Genomic DNA, 24,796 nt, shown 5'->3' with positions numbered 1-24,796 from the left:
CTATCGAGGCCCCTTACTTATGTCAGCATCACAATCTGCTCTCTCCCTGATCAAATCCCTGGCCTATGTCGACGGCCGCTGGTGCGAGTCCCTGGGCGGGCGCCGGTTCAAGGTCCTGAACCCGGCCACCGGCCAGGTCATCACCCAGGTGCCCGACATGGACGGGGAGGATACCCGCCTCGCCATCGCGGCCGCCCACGCGGCGCAACCCGCCTGGGCGGCCCTCACCGCCAAGGAGCGCAGCAGCAAACTCTACGCCTGGTTCGAGCGCATCATGGCCAACCAGGAGGAGCTCGCCCATATCATGACCTGCGAACAGGGCAAGCCGCTGGCGGAAGCCAAAGGAGAGGTGGCCTACGGCGCCAGCTTCATCCAGTGGTTCGCGGAAGAGGGCAAGCGTGCTTATGGCCGCACCATCCCCGGCTTCTCCGCCGATCGGCGCCTGGCCACCATCAAGCAGCCGGTGGGGGTCGTGGCCGCCATCACCCCCTGGAACTTCCCCATCGCCATGATCACCCGCAAGGCGGGTCCGGCGCTGGCCGCCGGTTGTACCATCGTCATCAAGCCCGCCGCCGAAACGCCCCTCTGCGCCCTGGCGTTGGCGGTACTGGCGGAGCAGGCGGGCATTCCCGCCGGGGTCATCAACATCGTCACCTCCCATCAGGCGAGCGCGGTGGGCAACGAGCTGTGCAGCAACCCCGTGGTGCGCAAGCTCTCCTTCACCGGCTCCACCCGCATCGGCAAACTGCTGATGCGCCAGTGCGCCGACACCATGAAGCGCCTCTCCCTGGAGCTTGGCGGCAACGCCCCCTTCATCGTCTTTGACGACGCCGACCTCGACGCCGCCGTGGCCGGGGCCCTGGCGTCCAAATACCGCAACGCCGGCCAGACCTGCGTCTGCGCCAACCGCATCCTGGTGCAGGCCAGCGTCTATGACGCCTTCGCCGAGAAGCTCGCCGCCGCGGTCAAGGCCTTCAAGGTGGGGGACGGCATGGGCGAGGGCGTCCAGATCGGGCCCCTCATCAACCCGGCCGCCGCCAGCAAGGTGGCCGAGCTGGTGCAGCAATCGGTCGCCGCCGGTGCCCGGGTGCTGGTGGGGGGCGACGCCCACCCCGCCGGTCCCCTCTTCTATCACCCCACCATCCTGACCGGGGTCACCCGGGGCAACCCCATTCTGGACGAGGAGATCTTCGGGCCCGTCGCCCCTCTGGTGCGCTTCGAGACGGAAGCCGAGGCCATTGCGCTTGCCAACGACACCCCCTATGGCCTGGCCGCCTACTTCTATGGCCGCGACATCGCCCGGGTGTGGCGAGTGGCCGAGGGGCTCGAATACGGCATGGTGGGGATCAACGAGGGGATCATCTCCACCGAACTGGCCCCCTTTGGCGGGATCAAGGAGTCGGGACTGGGCCGGGAAGGGGCGGCCGAAGGGCTGGAGGAGTACCTGGAGACCAAATACCTCTGCTTTGGCTGCATTCGCTGAGGGAAATGAAAGGGCAATAGCATCGTTAAAACAGATGCGTTATGACACAGCCCATCGCTTTTACAGATAGAAAGAGGGGGTCGCCGGTCACGACCGAGCGCCTTGTGGGCCCTGAGGGCACGCCCGGGGCCCCCTTTTGCGAACAGGCCGCCCTGCCCGAGGGCAGTTGGCGGCACACATATGGCCAGATGGCACAGGAACAGCGGGGGCCCATGCCCCTCAGGGAGGAAAGATGAGTCATTCAAGCAACAACCAGCAGTGGCAGGCCCGCCGCGAAGCGGCCGTGGTCCAGGGGGTCGGCACCCTGCTGCCGGTCTTCATCGACCGGGCGCACAACGCCGAGCTGTGGGACGTGGAGGGCAACCGCTACATCGACTTTGCCTCCGGCATCGCCGTGCTCAACACCGGCCACAACCACCCCAAGGTGGTGGCGGCGGTGCGCGAGCAGCTCGAGAAGTTCAGCCACACCTGCTTCCAGGTCACCCCCTACTCCGGCTATATCGAGCTGGCGGAGAAGTTGAATGCCCTGGTGCCCGGCCCCACCCCCAAGCGCACCCTCTTCCTCTCCACCGGCGCCGAGGCGGTGGAGAACGCCATCAAGATCGCCCGCGCCCACACCGGTCGCAGCGGCACCATCGCCTTCAAGGGGGGCTTCCACGGCCGCACCATGATGGGCATGGCCCTCACCGGCAAGGTGGTGCCCTACAAGACCGGCTTCGGCCCCTTCCCGGGGGAGGTCTATCACCTCCCCTTCCCCGCCGACTACCTGGGAGTGAGTGAAGACGATGCCCTGGCCGCGCTGGATCTCTGCTTCAGCGCCGACATCGAACCCACCCGGGTGGCCGCCATCATCATCGAGCCGGTGCAGGGGGAAGGGGGCTTCTACCCCGCCTCCGCCAGCTTCATGCAGCGCCTGCGCCAGGTGTGCGACCAGCACGGCATCCTGCTCATCTGCGACGAGATCCAGACCGGTTTCTGTCGCACCGGCAAGACCTTCGCCACCGAATACAGCGGTGTCGAACCCGACATCATGACGCTCGCCAAGAGCCTGGCCGGCGGCTTCCCGCTCTCTGCCGTGGTGGGCAAAAGCGAGGTGATGAATGCCGCCAAGCCCGGTGGCCTGGGGGGCACCTATGCGGGCTCCCCCATCGCCTGCGCCGCCGCCCTGGCGGTGCTGGAGGTGATCGAGGAGGAGCGCCTGAACCAGAAGGCCCTGGCCCAGGGGGAGCAGATCAAGGCACGCCTGCACCAGCTGGCGACACGGTTTGACTGCATCGGCAACATCCGCGGCCCCGGCGCCATGGTGGCCATGGAGCTGGTGAAGGAGGGGGATGCCGAAAGACCGGACCCGGATCTCACCAAGCGGCTGGTGGCCGAGGCGGGCAAGCGGGGGCTGGTGCTGCTGGCCTGCGGCGTGCGTGGCAACGTGATCCGTTTCCTCGCCCCCCTGACCGCCCCGGCAGCCATCGTCGACGAGGGGCTCGACCTGCTGGAGCAGGCCCTGTCCGCCTCCCTGGCCTGATCCGGAAGACCGCGTTCGCCCACGTGCAAAAAAATGCGTTTTTGCTCCCTTGATATGCTTGTCAAGGGGGCATCACGAATGCACAATGCGCCGCCGTATTCAAGGACCGTCCGCTCATCGGAGCCCGGTTCTTTTTTTGCGCCAAACAAATCCATAACGAGGCCGGAACAGACCGGAAATGATAACGAGGTGGCACGCCATCTCACGACACCCGCTTCTTAGTGAGGAACTCCATGGGGCATATCATCGCTTTCCTGCCGGCCCGCGCCGGTCTGCGCCATCCGTCCGCATCCCGGACTGGCGCCCCCACCGTGCAGGATGACCTCACCGTCAGCCTGATCCCGTCAGCCTGCCTGCGGGGGATCGCCTGATGCACCCGCACCCCGCCGGTCTGAAAAAAAGCCTGAAACTCTGGCACGTGGTCATCATGGGGCTGGCCTATCTCACCCCCATGGCGGTGTTCGACACCTTCGGCATCGTCACCGAGATCACCGAAGGCCATGTGCCGACCGCCTACCTGCTCGCCCTCATCGGCATGCTGTTCACCGCCATGAGCTACGGCCACCTGGTGCGCAAGTTCCCCTCGGCAGGCTCCGCCTACACCTATGCCCAGAAGGTGTTCCACCCCTATGTGGGTTTCATGGTGGGCTGGGTCTCCCTGCTCGACTACATGTTCATGCCCATGATCAACATGCTGCTGGCCAAGATCTACATGGAGGCCCTCTTCCCCGGCGTGGCCCCCTGGACCTACATCCTGGCCCTGGCCGCCGTCATGACCTTCCTGAACCTGCGGGGCATCAAGCTGGTGGCGAACTTCAACAGCCTGATCGTCATCATGCAGTTCAGCATCATCGCCGTCTTCATCGGCCTCATCGCCTGGGGCGTGAGCCACGGCGAGGGGCTCGGCACGGTGGCGAGCAGCCGCCCCTTCTTCTCCGAGCAGATGCACATCAATCCCCTGCTGACCGGCGCCTCCATCCTCTGCCTGTCGTTCCTCGGGTTTGACGCCATCACCACCCTGTCGGAGGAGACCCCGAACGCGGATCGGGTGATCCCCCGGGCCATCGTGCTCACCGCCCTCATCGGCGGCGTGCTCTTCATCTCCGTCTCCTACTTCCTGCAGCTCTTCTTCCCGGACATCTCCCGCTTCCAGCAGCCGGATGCGGTGCTGCCGGAGATCGCCCTCTATGTGGGCGGCAAGCTGTTCCAGGCGGTGGTGCTGGTCTGCACCACGGTGGCGGTGCTGGCCTCGGGGCTCGCCTCCCACGCCGGGGTGTCGCGCCTGCTCTACGTGATGGGCCGGGATCGCGCCCTGCCGAGCCGCGTCTTCGGCTACATCCACCCCACCTGGCAGACCCCGGCTCTCAACGTGCTGCTGGTGGGCATGCTGGCCCTCTCGGCGGTGGTCTTCGATCTGGAGATGGCGCTGGCGCTGATCAACTTCGGCGCCCTGGTGGCCTTCACCTTCGTCAACCTGGCGGTGATTGCCCACTTCTATCTCAGGCTGGGTCACAACAAGACCCTGAAGGATCACCTGCTGTTCCTCGCCCTGCCCCTGTGCGGCGCCGCCTGCATCGGGGTGCTCTGGCTCAACCTGGAGCCCGCCTCCTTCGAGCTGGGGCTGATCTGGGCCGCCCTCGGTGCCATCTACCTGCTGCTGCGCCTCACCGTGTTCCGGGTCCGCCTCGGCCGCCCCGAGCAGGACGCCTCCTGAGCGAAACCGGCGCCCTCAGGGCGCCGGTTTCACATGGCGGCAAAGCAGGGTCCCGCCTGATGACAAGGTTGTCATCGACTTTCCGGCTGCGGTGGCGAAGTGATCGCTCACGGGGGGAACAAATTCCCCGCTGACGGCCTTTTTCACTTGTCTCCTCCCCCCCCCTGAGGGCACAATACGGCGCCCCTTGAGAGCCGATGTTTCAACAACATCGGTTCTTTGCTTTTCTGGGGCACACCACCATTCACCAAGAGGCCGGCCATGTGCCGGAATTGATACCCAGATTGCCAAGCAATCTCCCGACGTTGTGAGGAAAAACATGGGGCATTTCACTGCTTTCCTGCCGGTCCCCGCCGGCGTGCGCCACGCATCTGTGCCACAGATGGGCGCCCCCTGTGTCCAGCGACGCGTTTCCGCGTCCCTGATCCCGTCCCATCTCGCCCACGGGGCCTGTGCAGAGGAGAAAGCGTGATGGCCGGTGCCAAGCTGCTCAAGACCCTCACCCTGTTCCAGGTCGTGGTGATGGGTCTGGCTTACCTCACGCCCATGGCGGTATTCGATACCTTCGCCATCGTCGGTGACATCACGGATGGTCGCGTGGCCACCGCCTACCTGCTGGCGCTCGGCGGCATCCTGCTGACCGCGTTCAGCTACGGCCACCTGGTGCGCCGCTTCCCGTCTGCAGGCTCCGCCTACACCTATGCCCAGAAGGTGTTCCACCCCTACGTGGGCTTCATGGTGGGCTGGTCTTCCCTGCTGGACTACATGTTCATGCCGATGATCAACATCCTGCTGGCCAAGATCTACCTGACCGCCATGTTCCCCACCGTGGAGCCCTGGATCTTCATCTTCGGTCTGGTGACCGTGATGACCTTCCTGAACCTGCGCGGCATCAAGCTGGTGGCGAACCTCAACGGCTTCATCGTCTTCATCCAGATCGCCATCATCGTCACCTTCCTCGGCCTCATCGCCTGGGGCCTGAGTCACGGTGAAGGGGCCGGCACCCTGATGAGCAGCCGTCCGTTCCATGTGGAGTCTGCCAGCATGCTGCCGCTGTTCACCGGCGCCACCATCCTCTGCTTCTCGTTCCTGGGCTTCGACGGCCTGAGCTCTCTCTCCGAAGAGACCCCGAATGCCGGCAAGGTTATCCCCCGCGCCATCGTGCTGACGGCCCTCATCGGCGGCATCATCTTCGTCACCGTCTCCTACAGCCTGCAGCTCTTCTTCCCGGATCTGGCCCGCTTCAAGGAACCGGACGCCGTGCTGCCGGAGATCGCCCTCTACGTGGGTGGCACCCTGTTCCAGAGCGTGGTGCTGGTGTGCACCACCGCGGCCGTGCTCGCCTCCGGCATGGCGGCCCACGCCGGCGTGTCGCGCATCCTCTACGTGATGGGGCGCGATCGCATGATCCCGGAGCGGGTGTTCGGCTATATCCACCCCACCTGGCGCACCCCGGCCATCAACGTGCTGCTGGTGGGGGCCCTGGCCCTCTCCGCAGTCTCCTTCGATCTGGACATGGCCCTGGCGCTGGTGAACTTCGGCGCCCTGGTGGCCTTCACCTTCGTCAACCTCTCGGTGATCGGCCAGTTCTGGGTGCGCGAGAAGCGCAACAAGAGCCTCAAGGAGCACCTGCTGTTCCTGGTGCTGCCGCTGCTGGGGGCCGCCACCATAGGGGCGCTGTGGATCAACCTGGAGCAGAGCTCCCTGGAGCTTGGCCTCATCTGGGCGGGGATCGGGGTCACCTACCTCTTCCTGCGCCTCGCCGTGTTCCGCATCCCCTTCCGTCAGTACGAGGAAGCGGCCGACGGCCAGTAAGGCGGCACACACGCCCAAACAGAAGGGGAGCCCATGGCTCCCCTTCTTGCATTCAGACGTCCGGTGCGCGGACCCTCACCCCTGATTGAGCACGGCCGTGGCGGCCGCCTTGACCGGAGCCCTGGTCACGGCGTTGACATCCTTGCGGGTCTGGTTGACCTTGTCCTGCGCCTGCTTCATACCGGCACTCTGCTTGTTCAGGGCCGCATTGGTGTTCTGGCTGGTCTCTTTCAGTCCCGCCGTCTTCTTCTCCAGCACGTCCGTGGTGTGTTTCTTCACCTCGGCATTGGCCTTCTCCTTCTGCTTGCGCACCAGCTTGTCGGCATCGCAGTTGCCCTTGACCCCCAGGGTGGCGTTCATCGCCTCGTTCCTGACCGCCTTGTCGAGGTTGCACTCGGACTTGAACACGCTGGCCTGCGCACCGGCAGACAGCAGACCCAGGGAGAGGCACAAAACCCATGCACGCATCATCACTTCCTCAGTTTCAAGACAGGAAAGTCCGGCAGCATATAACCCTGGGATCCCAGTGCAAGGGCGGGGGCCGGTGATGAGCCGGATGGCGTCATATCGGCGTTTGCTCCGACACCTTTTGTCTGCGACGCCCCCTGCCGCCCTGTCACCAAAGCATCATAAAAGTGTCACGTTGTCATATTTCTGTCATGGGGCCTTGTTGTAATGCGCCCGTCCATTTTCAACGCAGAACGACCCCAAGAGGCCATATGCACAGCACCGCATCTTCCGCACCCCAGCAGATCCGTCGTCCCGGCCCCCTGTTCAACTGGCTCGCGGTGATCACGCTGATCTACCTGATCCTGGTCGCCGTTGGCGCCGTCTCCCACGGCTTCAAGGGCTTCTCCGGCGGCGCCGAGGGCGCGGCCCAGATCTTCGCCTTTGCCAACAACCCCTTCGTCGCGCTGCTGCTCGGCATCCTGGCCACCGCCCTGGTGCAATCCTCCAGCACCGTCACCTCGGTGATCGTCGGCCTGGTGGCAGGGGGCCTGCCCATGGCCATGGCCATCCCCATGGTGATGGGGGCTAACCTCGGCACCACCATCACCAACACCATCGTCTCCCTGGGGCACATCCGGGACAGAGGCGAGTTTCGCCGCGCCTTCGCCGCCGCCACCGTGCACGACTTCTTCAACCTGCTGGCGGTCTTCATCTTCCTGCCCCTGGAGCTGATGTTCGGTCTGCTGCAAAAGAGTGCGGAAGGGATTGCCAGCCTGCTGCTGGGCTCCGCCGACATGTCGATGAAGGGGATGGATTTCATGAAGCCCCTCATCTCCCCGTCCCTGGATCTCATCGACGGTGCCGTCGCCTTCCTGCCGGGCAAGGGGGGCGCCATCGCCACCATTCTCATCGGGATTCTGCTCATCCTGTTCTGCGTCACCGCCCTTGGCAAGGTGCTGCAACAGGTCATGGTGGGCCGTGCCAAGGAGCTGCTGCACAAGGCCCTGGGCCGTGGCCCGCTCACCGGCATCGCCTCCGGCACCCTGGTCACCGTGATGGTGCAGTCCTCCTCCACCACCACCAGCCTGATGATCCCCCTGGCGGGAGGCGGCGTGTTCAACACCCGCCAGCTCTATCCCTTCACCCTGGGGGCCAACATCGGCACCACCATCACCGCCCTGCTGGCCGCCACCGCCATCAGCGGTGCCGGTGCCCAGCTCGCCCTGACCATCGCCCTGGTCCACGTGCTGTTCAACCTCTTCGCCGTGGTGCTCATCTACGGGGTACCCTTCCTGCGGGAGCTGCCCATCAAGGCCGCCGAAGCCCTGGCCCGGGTCGGCAGCGAGAACAAGCTTCTGGCGCTGGGTTACGTGGCCGGGCTCTTCTTCGCCCTGCCCGCCCTGATGATGGTGGCCGTCAAGTAACCCCGCGGCGGGGGCACTCAGCTGCCCCCGCCCCCTTGCCCGCCAGGTCACATCCCGGGGCGCCTCCCCTCGCCCTCTCCCCCTGGCTGGGATAAGATGCCCCCTCACTCGCACTCTGATTTCAAGGAACAGGAAAACCCGATGAAATTCATTCTGATAGCCCTTCTTATCGCCGGCGCCGCCTACTACTTCTACTCCAGCAGCAACAACCGGAAGCTGGCGGAAGAGAACGTGCGCAAGGGGGCCGAGTTCCTCGCCAGCAACCAGGAAAAACCCCTGGTGACCACCACCGCCTCCGGCCTGCAGTACGAAGTGCTGACCCCGGGCACCGGTACCGTTCACCCCACCGCCACCAGCAAGGTGAAGGTGCACTACGAGGGCAAGCTGCTGGATGGCACCGTGTTCGACAGCTCCGTCGCCCGTGGCGAACCCATCGAGTTCGGCCTCAACCAGGTGATCAAGGGCTGGACCGAAGGGGTGCAACTGATGGTGGAAGGGGAGAAGACCCGCTTCTACATCCCCGCCAACCTGGCCTATGGCGATCGCGCCGCCGGCAAGATCCCGCCGGGCTCAGTCCTCATCTTCGACGTGGAGCTGCTGGGCATTCAATAAACCCGCCCTGGGCCCGCGTTGATCTTGGCGGCGGCGCTGCGGGGCATCCCGTCAGAGGCCACGTCCGACGGACCCTGATCACAACGCCGGCGCACTGCGCCGGCGTTGTCGTTTCTGCCCCGGTCTCCCTCGCCCTGATGCCAGACTATCAACCAAAAGTGAAGAGTGCTTATCCTTAAAGCCTGATTGTTAACCCATAAATAGGGGCAGATAATGACCACATCGTCAGCGGCATGTCGCCCTGGCCTCGGGTTGTCGGTGCGCCGCGCGCATCGGCACAACGCATATGGAGTCTGTCATGTCTATCGCCCCTGTCTGGTTCATCTCCCACGGCGCCCCGGATCTGGTCCTGCGCGATCAGCCCGCGACCCGGTTCCTGAAGCAACTGCGCCTCGAGGGTGCCAGAGGGCTGGTGGTGATCTCGGCCCACTGGTTCAGCCGAAGCGAGCTGCAGATCAACGTCGAGCCCAGCCCGGCCCTGATGTACGACTTCTACGGCTTCCCCGAGCCCCTCTACCAGATCCGCTGGCCCGCGACGAGCCCGCAATGGTTGCAGGAAGCGGTGAGCGATCAGCTGCTGCTGGCCGGCCTGCCCGCCACCCCGGTGCGCCGCGAGCTGGATCACGGAGTCTGGTCCCCCCTCTCCCTGATGGATCCGGACAGTGAACTCCCCCTGGTGCAGATCGCCATCCCGGCCAGCTTCACCCCGGCCCAGCTGTGGCAACTGGGGGAGGCATTGCAGGGGCTGCGCGAGCAAGGGATCGGCATCCTCGCCTCCGGCGCCATCACCCACAACCTGCGTGCCCTCGGGCCGGACGGCTCGCCGGTTCCCCAGTGGGCCAGTCAGTTTGCCCGCTGGCTGGAGCAGACCATGGCAGAGGGAGACAGGGGGGCGCTGGAAGATTACCGGGCCCGGGCGCCGGGCGCGGTGGAATCCCATCCCCATGACGATCACCTGCGCCCCCTGTTTGTGGCGCTCGGCGCGGCGGGGACCGACAGACCCCGAAAGCTGCACGACAGCTGGGATTACGGCAGCCTCTACATGGGGGCCTACCAGTTCGGTTGAGGGCGGGGCGGCCAGGCCGCCCTGCTTGACGTGCTCTCGCCGACGCGCGTGGAGAAATAGCGGACTCGTTATAGCCATTTTCCGGTAGAATGGCCGCCATTGGATGAGGCTTGGCAGGGATGGCTGTCGCGTCGGGTGGCTAGATGAACCTATATCGAACACTGATCCTGCTCTGTCTGCTCTGCCTTCAACCTGTGCAGGCCCTGACCCTGCACAGCCGCTACGATCCCGCCCCGCTGCCTCCCCGCTGGTCGGAGGCGGAGCTCGGATGGCTGCGCCAGCAGTCCCAACTGCGGGTCGGCATCCTGCAAGAGGACTACCGCCCCTTCACCATGATCGCTCGCCAGCGCGTCGAGGGGCTCAGTGCCGACTACATCGACCTGCTGGCCCGGATGCTGGACAAACCCGTTGCCCTGAACGCCTTCCCCGACAAGGCGCACCTGCTCCGTGCTCTGGCACGGGGGGAGATACACCTCGCCAGCCTCGGCAATCTCACCCTGGCGGACAGTGACACCCGGGCGATCCGCCTGAGCACCCCCTATTTCAGCAGCCCCCTCGTCTTCTCCGTGCCCAGACGTTATCGGGGGGCACTGCTCACACCGGGACAGCGGGTGGCCGCCGTCCGGGATCAGATAGACAGGGTGCGCTTTGGCCGCTACTACCCCACCCTCACCCTGGTGACCTATCCCTCCAACATGGAGGCGTTCGATGCAGTCTTCTTCGGCCGCGACGACATCCTGCTGGGGGATGCCCACGCCACCCACTACCTCAACAGCGAGCGCTTCGACAACCTTCGCCAGCGGGGCGAGGCCCCGCCCGATCTGGCGCCTGCCGAGTTCCGCTTTGCCGTCCCGGCCACCGAGCCCGCCCTGCTCAGCCTGGTCAACCGGGGGCTGGCGGCCATCGACGACCGGGCGCGCAACACCCTCTTCACCCAGTGGAACGGGCCCATCCGCGACATGAACGAGCGAAGCGCCGATCTCTATGATGCCGCCGAGCGGGCCTGGATGCGGCAAGCACCCCCCATCAGGGTGTGGCTGATGGACAACCTCTACCCCTATGGCGCCCTGGATCATGACGGCCAGCTGGTCGGCATGACGGTGGACATGCTGGACAAGATCCGCACACGCACCGGCCTCACCTTCGAGTTCGTGCGGGCAGACTCCGAGCGCCAGTTGGCAAAAGCCATGCAGTCAGGCGCCATCGACCTCATCGGCGCCATCTCCCAGCAGGTGGCCGAACACTACGGGCTGCGCACCTCGGTGCCCTACGCCACCGACAACATCTATGTGATCCTCACCCGCCAGGAGGAACAAGGGATCGACACCATCCGGAGTCTGGCGGGCAAGACGGTGGCGATGACGCACCATGTGCCCCTCGCACAGAGACTGGAGGGCAGCCGCATCACCCAGGTGGAGAGTGCCGCAGAAGCGATGGAGGTGCTCGCCCAGGGACGGGTGGATGCCGCCATCGTGCCCCTCTATTTTGCCCGCCATGCACTGGACAATGATCCCCTGAGCCCGCTGCGCATCGCCGGCCCCGCCGATGAGGAGCCAATCCGGATGGGGTTTGCCAGCCTGCCCGGACAGGGGATGCTGATGGGGATCCTCGACAAGACCATCCTCGCCATCCCCCCCAACGAGCTCGCCATGATGAGTTACGAGTGGCGCAACCGCAAACTGCCGATGCCCGGCTTCATGGACCGCCACGCCCACATCGTCTACCTGGTGTTCGTGGGGCTCCTCACCCTGGCGCTGGTGCTGCTCTATCGCAACCGCATGTTCAAGCGGATGGCCAGCGCCGAGCAGGCTTCCCGCCAGCAACTGGAGGCCCATGTCAGGTTCATCCGGGCACTGGGGGAGAGCCTGCCCCACCCCATCGTCGTGCGGGACAAGAGCGGCAAGGTGCTGCTGTGCAACAGCAAATACCTGACCCAGCTCGGCGCCGAGCCAAAGGCCATCCTGGGTCAGCCCTTCGCCCAGGGGCTGTCAGGGGTGCTCGATGCAGGCAGCATCGCCGTGCTGGAGCAGGACTTTGCCAGGGTATTGCAGGAGGGGCAGCCCATCTTTGCGGATCGCCTCTTCCATCACAGGGGAACCCAGAGCGACATCTATCACTGGATGGTGCCCTATTTCGACGGGGAGGGGGCCATCAGCGGGGTGATCGACGGCTGGATAGACATCACGGACCGCAAGCGGCTGGAAGAGGCGCTGCGCGAGGCCAAACAGCAGGCCGCGAGCCAAGAGCGACTTCCTCGCCACCATGAGCCACGAGATCCGCACCCCCATGAACGCCATCCTCGGCATGCTGGAGCTGGCCACCGAGGATCCCGCCCTCAGCCGTCACAGCGGCGAGCTGCTGCGCATCGCCGCCGACTCCGCCAACGGCCTGCTGGATCTGCTGGGGGACAGCCTGGATATCGCCTCCATAGAGGCGGGCCAGATGACCCTGACGCCCACCCCCTGCGATCTCGCCCCCCTGCTCTCGTCCGTCACCCGGGTCTTTGCGGGCATGGCCGAGCAGAAGGGGCTGATCTATGAGGTCAGGCTGCCCGACACCCCCATGCCAAGGGTGCTGATCGATCCCCTTCGCCTGCGCCAGATCCTCTTCAATCTCATCGGCAACGCCATCAAGTTCACCGAGCAGGGCCGGGTCGCCATCACCGACACCGGAGCCGGCATTCCCGCGGACAAGCTGCCCCGGCTCTTCACCCCCTTCTATCGCGCCCACGGCCAGGGCCAGTTCCCCGGCAGCGGGCTGGGCCTCAATATAGCCCGCATCCTGTGCTAGATGATGGGGGGGAGATAGCCGTTCACAGCCAGGTCGGCGAAGGCACCCGGCTCGAGATAAGGCTGCCCCTCACGCTCGCCCAGCAACCCCCCGCCCCGATCACGGCAATGCCGGCGCCCCAGCCCCACCAGGCTCAACCCCTCCCCCATCGGCTGCATATCCTGGTGGTCGATGACAATCACGCCAACCAGATCCTGCTGCGCCAGCAGCTCAAGCACCTGGGACACGACGTCAGTGTACGCAGCAATGGCCTGGAGGCCCTGCGCGCCCTCGCCAGCCACCCCTTCGATCTGGTCATCACCGACTGCCAGATGCCGGTGATGGACGGCTTCGAGCTGACCCGCAGCCTGCGAGCCCTCGGCTATGACCTGCCCGTCTGGGGCTTCACCGCCCATGCCCAGCCTCGCGAGCGGGAGCTTTGCCTCGCCGCCGGCATGAACGACTGCCTGTTCAAGCCCATCGGCCTCGCCCGTCTGCGCGCGGCGCTGGCCACCCTGGGGCCAGCGCCCTGAGTACCGCCACCCTTCCTCCCGTCATGTCGCACGGGCGCGGCTGAGAATGCGGCTGAGAGTGCGCCGCGTTTGCGGCATAAAGGGTCGCCCACAGAGACAAGAGACAACGTGGACCAGCCATGGATACAAGGCCGGTGGCGGTTCGAGCCCCATAAAAAAACCGACACCAGGGTGTCGGTTTTTTTATATCGGGAGGTGCGCCCTGCCTGTCACGCCAGTCTGGCGCCGGGTGAAACGGGCGTCACGGGGAGGATCAGTAGAAGATCCGCTCCCCTCGCTCGCTCATCTTGAGCCAGACCGGCTTGGTGCTGGTCTTGCTCCAGATGCGGTGCAGGTAACTGTAGAAACGGGCGCGATCCCGGCGAAACAGCATCACCGGGAAGGCGAGCAGACCCGCCATCAGGACGAAGATGCGGCGAAGGATTATCTGAGTCAGGGAGAAGGGATGAAACATGATGTAACGCCTCACTGGTAAGACCACTGAACAAATATTACGCCAATCATTGTAGGATTACTACACCGACTGCGCCATTTTTTGATAAAAAATGGGGCTAAAAGCCTAAAAATGAAACCGGGTTACATTCTTTAACTAAAAAACAACAAAGGTGGCAAAACGCGGCCCCTGTTCCAGAGTTAACGAGGACTGGGCCAGAACGGAGGAACACAGGATGAAACTTGCAGATGCAGCGCTGCTGGGGGCATTGGGCGTGCTCGCCTGGGGCCAGTGGCAGGAGTGGCGGCTCAATCGTGACGATGCCATCGACATCCCCTATCACGGGGTCCCCACCGCCAGCCTGTGGCAATGCGGTTTGCTGATAAAGGAGATGGCCGCGCTGGCAGAACAGGGGGGCGAAGAGAGGTCCGGATCCAGGGGCGAGGCATTGGCCGAGATGGATCTGCATCTGCACAAGACGTGGCAACGGGAGGGTTGTTCACGGCTGACTGACATGCAATGAAGCATCATCCTGTGCCGCCATGGCGGATGGACAACGTCAGTGACGTGGATAACAGGGAGAAGATGGAGGCACGTTCCGGAGTCGAACCGGACTAAACGGATTTGCAATCCGCTGCATAACCGCTTTGCTAACGCGCCATGCTGACAAGGCATTGCCTTGAGAGTGATGTCCATGGTTGGTGCCATGGAGTATTGGAGCGGGAAACGAGACTCGAACTCGCGACCCCGACCTTGGCAAGGTCGTGCTCTACCAACTGAGCTATTCCCGCATGACTGCTTGCGTGCCAGTTGCCTGACAACGAGGCGCATTATACGTACCCCGAGCTCGGGCACAACCCTTTTTTCTCACTTTAAGCCCTTTCCCGTGCTGTTTGCTCACCCTTTAGACGCCTTGGTCGAAAATCCCACCGCTCCCTGTGACCCGACGAGCGAATTTAAGATAAAGCCATTGAAATAGTTAGCCTTTAGTCAGAAACTCATCGCGCTTAGTAACTGGATTCTCAATTGAAAATCATGCGATGAAATGGAACTTCAGGCCTCGGGGGCTCAGACCGCAGCTGATGCTGGCTTTTTTCATGTTGGGCCTGGTGCCCTTCCTGGTCGTCACCCTGTTTTTCCTCTATAGCCACGGCAAGGATCTCACCACCCAGACCTCCAACCATCTGGTCTCGGTGCGCAACATCAAGAAAAACCAGCTGCAAGACTACTTCGGCAACCTCAAGGAGCAGATCATCAACTTCTCCCAGCAGGACTTTGCCGGCAACAGTATCGGTCGCTTCTACGGTTTCACCGGTGCCTTCGAGAAGCTCGGCACCACGCCGCAGGAGGCCCGTGCCCGCGCCCAGGCCCGCTATGTGCCGGGCTCCTGGGACAAGCTGCAACAACCTGACAGTCAGGTGGAGATAGAGCCCTCCATCAGCGCCCTCATCCTGGCAGACGAGATGTATGGCCGCGTCCACCAGCGCTTCCATCGCGGCTACGCCGACATGGTGCGCAAATCCAACTACAGCGACATCTTCCTGGTGGATCTGAACGGTGACGTGGTCTACTCGGTCACCAAGCAGGCCAACTTCGCCACCAACCTGCTCTCGGGCCCCTACCAGTCCAGCGGTCTTGGCAACACCTTCGCCAAGATCAAGCGCCGCCTCGATGGCGGCCAGAAGCCCCAGCAGATCTTCGAGTTCACCGATTTTGGCCGCAACGAGCTGACCGGCCAGGTGGTCGCCTACCTCGCCGCTCCCGTGATGCAGTACGACTATGTGCGCGGCGTGGTCATCTTCGAGCTGCTGCCGGACAAGCTCAACCAGATCATGGCGGAGCGGGAGGGGCTCGGCGCAACCGGCGAGACCATTCTCATCGGCCCGGACAAGCGGATGCGCGCCAACGCCTGGCTCGCCCCCGAATTCAGCGTGGAGAACAGCTTCAGCCCCGACTTCCGACCGCTGCAGACCCCCCTCATCATCAAGGCCCTCTCCGGGGAGCAGGGGGTCGGCCCCTTCCTCTCCTACCACGATGACGAGGTGCTGGCCGCCTATACCCAGGTGAAGGTGTTCGATACCGAGTGGGCCTTCATCGCCGAGATCTCCACCAGCGAGGCCTATGCCCCCATCCGCCAGCTCGAGACCCTGGTGATCCTGCTGGGGGCAGGCTCACTGCTGCTGCTGATCCTCTTCTCCCGCTGGCTCTCCCACTCCATCACGGCGCCCCTGCGATCCCTCACCGCCGCCGCCGAACAGGTGGCTGACGGCGCCCTGGATCACCCCATCACCATCCCCCGCACCGACGACGACATCGACCGGCTGGCCCAGGCGTTTCGCCACATGCAGCGCTCGGTGAAGGACAAGATCGAGCTCATCGAACGCCAGACCCAGGAGCTGCAACAGCAGGTCAAGCTGACCCACAAGCAGAACCTCAGCCTGCAACAGGCGGACAAGCTCAAAGACGAGCTCCTGGCCAACACCTCCCACGAGCTGCGCACCCCCATCCACGGCATCAAGGGGATGGCCGAGTCCATGCTCGCCAGCCAGCAGGACCTGACCGAAGGGCAGCAGAAACAACTCGGCCTCATCATCAAGAGCGCCGACGGTCTGGCGCGCCTCGTGGACGACTTGCTCGACTACCACCAGATGCGCTACGGCCAGCTGGAGATCCACCCCCAGCCGGTCTCCTCCAAGGGGGTCATCCGGCTGGTGCTGGATCTCTGCCAGCATCTGGTACAGGCCAAGCCCCTCACCCTGGTGGACAAGAGCCCCGCCGAGCTGCCCCCTGTGCTGGCGGACGAGCAGCGCCTCGAGCAGGTGCTCTACAACCTGGTGGGCAACGCCATCAAGTACACCCCCCAGGGCAAGGTGGTGCTGAGCGCCCTGGTGGAGGGCAACTTCCTGCGCATCAAGGTGACCGACACCGGCATCGGCATCGCCAGGGATCACCTGGAGCACATCTTCGAGCCCCTGGTGCAGATGAGCCCGGAAGTGAGCAAGCAGGGAGCGGGCCTCGGTCTCTCCATCACCCGCCAGCTGGTACACCTGATGGGGGGGGAGCTGTTCGTGGAGAGCGAGCCGAGCGTCGGCTCCACCTTCGCCTTCACCCTGCCGCTGGCCAGCGGCAAGGCAGGCAGTCTGACCCTAGACAGCCGCCAGATAGAGCACCAGCTGGTGCGCCAGCAGCCCGTCATCCTGCCGGACTGGAAGAGCGAGGATCTGCCGCCCCCGCCGCAAGATGCCCCCGTCATCCTGGTGGTGGATGACGAGCCCATCAATTTGCACATACTGCGCCACCTGCTGCAGCCCTGCGGTTATCGCATCCTGCCCAGCAGCGACGGCCACGACGCCCTGACCAAGCTGGCTCAGGAGCCGGTGGATCTCATCCTGCTTGATGTGATGATGCCCACCCTCTCGGGCTTCGACGTCTGCCGCCGTCTGCGCCAGCAGCACCCCAAGGAGAAGCTGCCGGTGCTGCTGCTCACCGCCCTCAACCAGCCCAAGGAGATTGAAGAGGGTTTCAACGCCGGGGCCAACGACTATCTGGTGAAACCCTTCTGCAAGGAGGAGCTGTTCGCCCGGGTGAGGGCCCTGCTGGAGGCCAGCGCCGGGCGCGCCTCCCTGGTGGAGAACCGCCTGCTCAAACAGGAGATAGAGCACCGTCTGCTGCTCCAGGAACAACTGCACCAGGATCAGGAGCGGCTCCTCGCCCTGCTTGGCGAGGGGGCCGACCCCATGGTCTTCCTCGATGAGCAAGGAGGAGTGCTGTTTGCCTCCCGGGCCCTGGCGCGCCTGCTGGGTCAGGAGCCGGAAGCCATGGAGGGGCAGATGCTGGACGAGTGGCTGGCCGCCCCGCTGGCAAGCCAGTGGCCCGACATGACCGCGCAGCCGGAGCGGGAGCTGGACTTCCTGGTGGCGGGCCAGCGAGACACCCTCAACGCCCGCGCCCTGCCCATCAACCTGGGGGGGCAGCACGCCTATGCGCTGACCCTTGGCACCGAACCGCGCCAGGACGACAATCGCATGGCTGCACTGGAGAACGCCCTCAAGAGCCTGTCGCGCCAGGCCATCATCGAGGATGGTCATCTGCTGGGGGAACTGAGCCGGCTCGGCGGCGAATTCAGATCGCTCGCCGACAACCTCATTCGCCAGCAGGATGACGAGCCCCTGCGCCGCGCCCTGGTGGACACCATGCGCCTCACCCTGGATGCCTGGCAGCAGAGCACCGGCAAGGGCAAGATAGTGCTGGCGGAGAAGAGCAAGCTGTGGCGGGTCTACATGGACAGATCCAGTCCCCAGACCCGCACCCTCGACAAGTACCTGAACCTCGACACCCTGCCCAAGGCACCGCGCTGGAAGACGGTGGTGGCCAGCGCCGAGTACGTGCTCAAGCACTGCGCCCTGAACGAGGTGCAGCACCAGAGTCTGCACCAGAGCACCCAGCGCCTTCGCCAGCTCGCCAGCCGCAAGGCATGAGTCTCCAACCCGCAGCCACGTTGCTTTGATGATGGCTGCGGGATAGAAAACCAAGCACCAATAGCGAGCTCTGGACACATCTACTAGCAGGCTTTCTGCGCCTATCAGGGGGATCGCGATGGCTGAGCTCGCGGGGTCGCCCAGATGACCCTGCAGGTGCGGGCCCATTCCCCATCACCATGTTGGTGATGACCCCGGGAGACCTGTCTGGGCCGGCAAGTGGCTAATCAGGTGAATGGACATTCGAGAGAATGGGGTGAGACTTCGCGACCCCGTGACCACAGGCCCCAAATCGGAAAAGACATTGGGAGATGGCTGAGGCGGGGGATGGACAGAGATGAGATAGAAATGACAAACCCGCGACGGACGCGGGCTTGAGGGGAATAAATGGCGGAGAGACAGCCCGCCGCAATCAAGTCCAATCAACTCCACGCAAACCCAACACGCCATTTACTATCAGTAAGTTAGAGCCAAGCATTGTCCAATCCATCCCAATCACATATTACCACTGCGCATGCTTGGTGGCATACTGCGTGGCATATTCAATTCTCAAGGAGGTTCCCTGATGGCAATCCTCACCGATACTAAAGCTCGTAACATCAAGCCGGAAGATAAACCCCTTGCTCACGGTGGCGTTACAGGCTTGACGCTACACCCTTCTACCGCCAAGGGCAGAGGCAAGTGGGTATTCCGCTATGTCAGCCCACTGACAAAGAAACGGCGGAATGCAGGCCTCGGGACTTACCCCGAGATATCCATCGCTGATGCAGCTCGAGACGCACAGGCAATGCGGGAACAGCTGGCGAATAACCTGGATCCGCTAGAGGTCCGACTGCAGGAGCAGAACAAGCCGAAGATCCCGACGTTGGAAGCATCTGCCAGATTGGTCTACGAAAGCTTGCTACCAGGTTGGAAGAACCCCAAACACGGTAAGCAATGGATCACCACATTGGAGCAATATGCCTTTCCTACCATTGGCGCTATCTCCATTGATGCGATAACCCCAGCTCATATCGCTTCAGTTCTGCAACCGATATGGCTGACGATCCCGGAAACAGCAAGCCGTGTTAAGCAGCGCCTACACGCAGTGATGGCTTGGGCATGGGCTCACGGCTATACCTCTGCAAACCCAGTAGATGTGGTGGGTCATTTACTACCGGCACAACCCAGCAAGTCTGTGCGGGTAGAACACCAGCCTGCGATGCCTTGGCGTGATATCCCTGCATTTGTGCAAAAACATCTGAGAACAACGCAACAGTACGATGTAACCCGCTCAATGCTGGAGTTCTTGATCCTGACCGCATGCCGCTCAGGTGAAGTCAGAGCCATGAAGTGGTCAGAAGTAGACTTGGAGGCAAAGATCTGGACCTTGCCTGCCGAGCGTATGAAAGCCAAGCAACAACATCGTGTTCCGTTATCTCTTCGTGCTGTCAAGATCCTGAAGGGGTTAAGGGGATTACATGACGAATTGGTATTCCCTTCTCCCAGAGACCAAGTACCACTCTCAGACACAGTGCTGACGATGTTTCTGAGAAGGGCCAAAGCGGAGAGCTGTACTCCTGGCAGAATGGCGACTGCCCATGGCTTTCGTTCCAGCTTTCGAGACTGGTGCAGCGAGCAGGGCTATGCGCGGGATCTCGCTGAACGAGCGTTAGCCCATACAGTTCAGAACAAGGTCGAAGCTGCATACCACCGCACAGACTTGCTGGACCAGCGTCGACCCATGATGGATGCTTGGGCTGAGTTTGTGGTTGGCAATTTGCCAACTAAATAAGAAGGAAGCGGCCCACGAAGGCCGCTTTTCTATTTTTTTGTGCCGATGACGAACTACTATCGAGCGAAACATCCTGCAGATTACATAAGACCGCATAAACTCGGTTTAGTTGAGCCTCTCGAGTTGGGTCAAACTGGAGTTCCTTGTGCTTGAGTCCTTACAGCGACGTTTCCAGCCTTGCGCTTCTTCGCAGTCTCTTCAGAACGTTTGTGCACCTGTGCGCGCCAGTTCTCCAGTGCGAGGATGTCTGCTAGCAGTTCGTCCGGGTCTGGCACGGCAACGCCACCTATCATAGCTTTGTCATGGGCATAGTTGGAGCACTTGCTCATTCCTGCGTTGACCTGTGCATAGTCCTCATCATCAACACTCACACCGACAAGTCGCTGTGTCTCCACACCCTTGCGGAAACGGAGAATGACTTCGCGCAGGAGGACTTCTTCCACTGCTCGTTCCCACGCCATACGCAGACGGAAGTACGCATCAATAGTCTGGTGATGATGGTCCTTTTCATTGCCTTCTTTGTATAGCTTGGTAATCACCTGATGCTGCGCCTTTAGCGCGCCTATGCGCTTGCTGGCGTTTTTCCCTTCGAACGGCAATTCTGGGTCAGCAATACCGAAGCCTTCTGCACGCCGCGTTAGGCTTTGCGTAACCATTTCTGCCCCGATTTTCTTCGCTTCCTCAGCCAGCAGGCAGAGGAAGTAGATGTCGTGAGTGAAAATGATGACTTGCCGCTGCACAGCTTCATCAGCAAGACGCTTGGCCACTCGCTCGCGCCGCCGATGATCTAGCGAGGAAACAGGATCGTCGAAGACGATACCCCCTTTACTGCCACTCAGACTCACTTCGGCTAGGAACGAGCCAATTGCGATGGCTCGTTGCTCGCCTTCGCTCAGGATTTCACCAGGGCTACGGACCTGTGGCAATTGTAGCTTCAGCTTGTGCAATGCTTTCCCACGGTCGGCACGGCTTTGGAGAGAAACACTCAACCCCCCCACCCCAAGGGTCTTGAACTCCCGATTTAGCGCATCAGCCAGTTCCTTGGAGACGACCTTTTCTGTGAGCTCCGATGATTTGAGTGATATGGAGTTTGTCCTAATTGCGGTTAGACATTTTTTCAACTTTCCCAGATACCCAAGCTTCGTCACCGCTGTAAGCACGGCCTCTTTGATTTGGCTGAGTTTAACTCGTGCATCCAACTCGTTAAGTTGCTTCTGTAATGCAGTGCGAAAATCCTCATTCGAGGCTTTTTCTAAAGACTCAGCTTCTGCATTCAGCTTGTCCGCGAGCGCCTGTAGGCGATCTGCAGGGCTGACTAGAGCCTGATCCAACCCCGTCCAATCATGGGAGACAATTGCAGCCTTGATCGCTTCGTGTCGAACCGTCAATGCAGCCTCGAACGCCTTAGTCTCGATCACTAACGATGGGTCAATTTCAGCTATCTCTGCCTGCGTAACCTCATCTAGGTTCAACATCATGACAGAGGCAGCGAATGGACGATACTCGGTGGCAAGCGCCTGGCGGCGTGCTTGAGCCGTTTTTTCCGCTTCCTCTTGTATGAACACCTCGAATCGCAATAACCGTTCCGCGCCAGCAGCCAGCGGCTGCTGGCAAAGTGGGCATGCAGTGCCTATCCCCAAATCAGGAAACTGTTTGTCTGAATAAGCTTCAAGAGCGAACTTTCGTGCAGCGTCAAACAATTCCCGCCACGCTTCTCCACCGGTTCCCGGCAGTAGATTTTCACCTTCCTTGAAACTCTTCGCTGCAAGAGCAGCAGCAGCCTGAGCTGTTCGGAAACTATCGACTAGAACCTTCAACTTGGCTACTGCTTCGGGACCGACAACAAGTCCTTTCTCTACAGCATTTTTGGCGATCGCAGCGACACGTCGCGTGCGCAGGCGCAAGAGGCCAGCTTTTTCCTTCGGGTTATTTTCCTTAAGGCTTTTCTCCAGCGTTTCCCGCAGCTCAAGCTCTTCCGGCTTGAGGGTGGCGAGAGCTTCAATATGTGCGGTGTTGGTTTTCGCAGAGAGCTCCGCGATCAACTTGCCGACAACAGTTTCCCCCTGTAGGTGCGCGAATGCAGTAAGATCCACCGCCGACTGTTTTTGCTCGATCTCAACTGAGGTTTTTAGTTGTTGACAGACCCTAGCAAGAGCCTCGAATACTTCTAGGCCGTACGGCACGTAGGAAAAGTCATCCTCACGATCCAGATAGGCACGCGCGCAATGCGCGTCGAAGATAGCGAATGAAGAAAGCTCTGGTGGCGGCTCTTTTCCTTGGTACCAAGTCACTTCCTTGACTGTGCCGTCAATCCCTATGTCGAAGGACGCCTGAGCATTGCCGGTCTTGGCTCCCGGTAAATTAGCATTGGGGTGAATGGGTTCCGACTGATCGCGGGCACGACAGGCACGTTTGAGTACACGCGAATATCCAGACTTGCCGGATCCGTTATCGCCATAAATGACAGTCATGCCCGCAGGACCTACCGCCAACTGCTGGTTTTCTGCAATCGCGTTGACGTTACGCAGATTTTTGATGGACCGCAGCTCAATATGTGTGTTTGCCTCGACCGAAGCAGGAACCTGTTCGGCAGTTAGCGGCTTGGGTTGGCGATTCCTTGGATCTGGGATGCCATGGGCAAGTTTGAGCAAAGCATATAAATCCTCATAGTCTTGTGGTGTCAGCGTTTGTTTCGCCAGCAAGCGAGCTACGGCATCGCTTTGCCACGCTGGAAGACCCTGAGTCCAGATCAAGATTTCCTGCAATATCGTCATAATTCCTCCCTGAATCTATTGAGCGATTAATATATCGTCGACGCTACCCTATCGCACCTCATTTGGGACTATCCTCGGACATTACCTGCTCGTTCACTCGAGAGCCTGATGTAGGTGTAGGCTGAATTTGTGGTTGGCAATTTGCCAACTAAATAGGAAAGAAGCGGCCCACCAAGGCCGCTTCTTTCCTATGTTCTTTTTTAGCTTTTCTTAGCCGTTGATGACATCTTGCCAAACCAGTGCTCAGAGAGTTTCTGTGCTTGTTTGACTTCAGGCTTGGTCATCGTGGCCTCGAGTTCATCACGGGCCTGCATAGCCTCCGGCATCCCTTCTGTGGCAGCCAATGAGAGCCAGGCATAGGCATGTATCCGGTTGCGCGGAGCCCCCAGGCCTTCCTCTCGCAGTGTTCCCATCCGGTATTGGGCCTGGCGGTCACCTTGCTGTGCCGCTAAGCGATACTGTTTGAGTGCCAGTGCGTAATCTTCTTTGCCCCCTTGCCCCAAACGCAGCATTTCACCATAGGCATAGAGTGCAGCCCTATTCCCTTGCCGAGCGGCCTTGGCATAGCTAGTTCTGGCCTGCTCCAGTTCACCTTGCCCCTGCTGTAGCACTGCCAGATCGAACCATGCCTTGGTCACGCCACCGTCAGCAGCACGCGTTAACCAGTGGATCTGCTGCTCCCGGTCTACCTGCTGCAAACTCAATTGATATTCGGCCTCATGGGAACCGTGTGCGGCGGCCAGCTCCAGCCAGTAGCGACCCAAAGCAGGGTCTGCAGATACCCACTCCCCAGCCAGATAAGCCTTGCCAAGCCAGAGTTCGGCGTCAGCAGAACCGGCATTGGCCGCCCGTTGATAGGCGGCGAACGCATAGATAGGGGCGGCCTGTCTGGCTTGCTGTAGCAAAGCATCCGGCTGCTGCTGGGCGGCAGCCTTCTCAAACCAGCGCTGGGCAATATCCTGGCGTTTGCTCACCCCTCTCCCCTGCTCATAGCGCTTGCCCAGCTGGTACTGAGCGTCTCGATTGCCCAGCTCTGCCGCTTTTTCCAACCATTTGACGGCATCCTCATCCGCCCCCTGCTGCTTGGCATACCACTGCCCAAGGATCAATTGCGCCTCTGCATGATCCTGTTTGGCGGCTTTCTCGAACCAGTCGAGGCATTCACTGACCAACTTGCCCTGATGCTGCTCCTGGCACATCAATCCCAACCGATAGCTGGCATGGGTGTTGCCAAGGCGAGCAGAGCGCTGCCACCACTGAGCAGCAAGTGCTGGATTCTTTGGCTCACCGAGCCCAGCCTGATACCAGTCACCCACTTGCCACGCTGCATTAGCACGGATCTGCTGATCGGCGGCCAAAGGTCACAATGGCTTCACGTAATCGCGCATCCAAATCGGTACGTTCTGCGTCTAAGTCTTTCCTGATTACCCATGATTAGCAGTCAGTTACCACGAACTATACTGATCTTACGTACAGTTATCGAGGTGCGAGATCATGGCCAAAAGCAAAATCCAATTCCAGAAAGGCTACAGCCTGTTTGAGTTTCTCAAGGACTATGGCACTGAGGCTCAGTGCGAAAACGCGCTGTTCACTTGGCGTTTTCCTAACGGCTTTGTCTGCCCTGAATGTGCCAACAAGACCTGTTGTCGCCTGAGAAGGCGGCCACGTGTGTGGCAATGCAATCACTGCCGTCACCAGATGTCATTGACTGGAAACACGATTTTCGCAAACACCAAGCTCCCACTGACCAAGTGGTTTCTGGCAATGCACCTGTTGTCACAAACCAAAACAGGCTTGTCAGCGATGGAGCTAAAGCGCCAGTTGGGCGTCAAATATGACACCGCCTGGATGCTCAAGCACAAGCTGCTGCAAGCCATGAAAGAGTCCGATGACAAGCAGCCCATCAGCGGCATCATTCAGCTCGATGATGTCTACTGGGGTGGCGAGCG

At 61.7% G+C, this 24,796-nt stretch carries 16 protein-coding genes, 2 tRNA genes and 4 pseudogenes; 16 read left to right on the top strand and 6 right to left on the bottom strand.

Annotated features, from left to right (window positions below; genetic code table 11):
- Positions 1–19 precede the first annotated feature (19 nt).
- From J9893_RS13170 to J9893_RS13150, 5 genes are all read left to right on the top strand, one after another.
- Complete coding sequence (locus J9893_RS13170) at positions 20–1,483, top strand: NAD-dependent succinate-semialdehyde dehydrogenase (protein WP_210600575.1); 1,464 nt, start codon at positions 20–22, stop codon at positions 1,481–1,483.
- A gap of 232 nt (positions 1,484–1,715) precedes the next feature.
- Positions 1,716–3,005, top strand: coding sequence for a 4-aminobutyrate--2-oxoglutarate transaminase (gabT, locus tag J9893_RS13165; RefSeq protein WP_039039330.1), 1,290 nt, complete (start codon positions 1,716–1,718; stop codon positions 3,003–3,005).
- A 233-nt stretch (positions 3,006–3,238) separates the two neighbouring features.
- Positions 3,239–3,376, top strand: coding sequence for a hypothetical protein (locus J9893_RS13160; RefSeq protein ID WP_010673549.1), 138 nt, complete (start codon positions 3,239–3,241; stop codon positions 3,374–3,376).
- Positions 3,376–4,719 carry an APC family permease gene (locus tag J9893_RS13155; protein WP_039039329.1) on the top strand — a complete coding sequence of 448 codons (1,344 nt, stop codon included), beginning with the start codon at positions 3,376–3,378 and terminating at the stop codon, positions 4,717–4,719. The genes J9893_RS13160 and J9893_RS13155 overlap by 1 nt, the downstream gene beginning before the upstream one ends.
- Positions 4,720–5,190: 471 nt before the next feature.
- Positions 5,191–6,534, top strand: coding sequence for an APC family permease (locus tag J9893_RS13150; RefSeq protein ID WP_039039328.1), 1,344 nt, complete (start codon positions 5,191–5,193; stop codon positions 6,532–6,534).
- Positions 6,535–6,609: 75 nt separating this feature from the next.
- On the opposite strand, the gene J9893_RS13145 is transcribed toward J9893_RS13150, so the two are convergent.
- Positions 6,610–7,002: a hypothetical protein gene (locus J9893_RS13145; RefSeq protein WP_210600574.1), complete on the bottom strand. Its 393-nt coding sequence runs from the start codon at positions 7,000–7,002 to the stop codon at positions 6,610–6,612.
- 251 nt (positions 7,003–7,253) lie between these two features.
- Between J9893_RS13145 and J9893_RS13140 the strand changes: the two genes are divergently transcribed.
- The 7 genes and pseudogenes from J9893_RS13140 (at position 7,254) to J9893_RS21720 (ending at position 13,388) form a co-directional block, all read left to right on the top strand.
- Positions 7,254–8,408 carry a Na/Pi symporter gene (locus tag J9893_RS13140; RefSeq protein ID WP_049636607.1) on the top strand — a complete coding sequence of 385 codons (1,155 nt, stop codon included), beginning with the start codon at positions 7,254–7,256 and terminating at the stop codon, positions 8,406–8,408.
- 141 nt (positions 8,409–8,549) lie between these two features.
- Positions 8,550–9,020: an FKBP-type peptidyl-prolyl cis-trans isomerase gene (locus J9893_RS13135; RefSeq protein WP_010673545.1), complete on the top strand. Its 471-nt coding sequence runs from the start codon at positions 8,550–8,552 to the stop codon at positions 9,018–9,020.
- 298 nt (positions 9,021–9,318) lie between these two features.
- On the top strand, positions 9,319–10,086 hold the full coding sequence (locus tag J9893_RS13130; protein WP_134997292.1) for a class III extradiol ring-cleavage dioxygenase: 768 nt from the start codon (positions 9,319–9,321) through the stop codon (positions 10,084–10,086).
- A gap of 143 nt (positions 10,087–10,229) precedes the next feature.
- A pseudogene (locus tag J9893_RS21735) lies at positions 10,230–12,239 on the top strand (transporter substrate-binding domain-containing protein); the annotation flags it as partial.
- Between the two features lie 109 nt (positions 12,240–12,348).
- Positions 12,349–12,465, top strand: a pseudogene (locus J9893_RS21730) (histidine kinase dimerization/phospho-acceptor domain-containing protein); the annotation flags it as partial.
- 63 nt (positions 12,466–12,528) lie between these two features.
- Positions 12,529–12,876 (top strand): HAMP domain-containing sensor histidine kinase, encoded by a 348-nt coding sequence (locus J9893_RS21725; RefSeq protein ID WP_246875591.1) that lies wholly within the window; start codon positions 12,529–12,531, stop codon positions 12,874–12,876.
- Positions 12,870–13,388: a response regulator gene (locus J9893_RS21720; protein WP_328222956.1), complete on the top strand. Its 519-nt coding sequence runs from the start codon at positions 12,870–12,872 to the stop codon at positions 13,386–13,388. Before J9893_RS21725 ends, J9893_RS21720 begins: the two co-directional genes overlap by 7 nt.
- 253 nt (positions 13,389–13,641) lie before the next feature.
- Here J9893_RS21720 and J9893_RS13120 read toward each other — a convergent pair whose 3' ends face one another.
- The gene (locus tag J9893_RS13120) at positions 13,642–13,842 is read right to left on the bottom strand and encodes a YbfA family protein (protein WP_010673543.1); all 201 of its coding nucleotides are present in this window, start codon (positions 13,840–13,842) and stop codon (positions 13,642–13,644) included.
- Between the two features lie 214 nt (positions 13,843–14,056).
- Between J9893_RS13120 and J9893_RS13115 the strand changes: the two genes are divergently transcribed.
- Positions 14,057–14,344: a hypothetical protein gene (locus J9893_RS13115; protein WP_210600573.1), complete on the top strand. Its 288-nt coding sequence runs from the start codon at positions 14,057–14,059 to the stop codon at positions 14,342–14,344.
- 63 nt (positions 14,345–14,407) lie between these two features.
- Here J9893_RS13115 and J9893_RS13110 read toward each other — a convergent pair.
- Positions 14,408–14,481 (bottom strand) — tRNA-Cys (locus tag J9893_RS13110).
- Between the two features lie 55 nt (positions 14,482–14,536).
- A tRNA-Gly gene (locus tag J9893_RS13105) sits at positions 14,537–14,612 on the bottom strand.
- A 249-nt stretch (positions 14,613–14,861) separates the two neighbouring features.
- On the opposite strand from J9893_RS13105, the gene J9893_RS13100 reads away from it, so the two are divergent.
- Both J9893_RS13100 and J9893_RS13095 read left to right on the top strand, forming a co-directional pair.
- Positions 14,862–18,299, top strand: coding sequence for an ATP-binding protein (locus tag J9893_RS13100; protein WP_210600572.1), 3,438 nt, complete (start codon positions 14,862–14,864; stop codon positions 18,297–18,299).
- 565 nt (positions 18,300–18,864) lie between these two features.
- Positions 18,865–20,073, top strand: coding sequence for a tyrosine-type recombinase/integrase (locus J9893_RS13095; protein ID WP_210600571.1), 1,209 nt, complete (start codon positions 18,865–18,867; stop codon positions 20,071–20,073).
- A 128-nt stretch (positions 20,074–20,201) separates the two neighbouring features.
- Here the strand turns inward: J9893_RS13095 and J9893_RS13090 are convergent, their stop codons facing one another.
- Positions 20,202–22,847 (bottom strand): AAA family ATPase, encoded by a 2,646-nt coding sequence (locus tag J9893_RS13090; RefSeq protein ID WP_210600570.1) that lies wholly within the window; start codon positions 22,845–22,847, stop codon positions 20,202–20,204.
- Positions 22,848–23,047: 200 nt separating this feature from the next.
- Positions 23,048–24,208 (bottom strand): annotated as a pseudogene (locus tag J9893_RS13085) (SEL1-like repeat protein); the annotation flags it as partial.
- Positions 24,209–24,341: 133 nt separating this feature from the next.
- On the opposite strand from J9893_RS13085, the pseudogene J9893_RS13080 reads away from it, so the two are divergent.
- A pseudogene (locus J9893_RS13080) lies at positions 24,342–24,796 on the top strand (IS1595-like element ISKpn3 family transposase); the annotation flags it as partial.

This window comes from Aeromonas sp. MaB10011B (assembly GCF_017939325.1).
GTDB lineage: Bacteria > Pseudomonadota > Gammaproteobacteria > Enterobacterales > Aeromonadaceae > Aeromonas > Aeromonas caviae.
The sequence above is the reverse complement of the archived record's forward strand: the minus strand, read 5'-3'. Positions and strand labels throughout refer to the sequence as shown.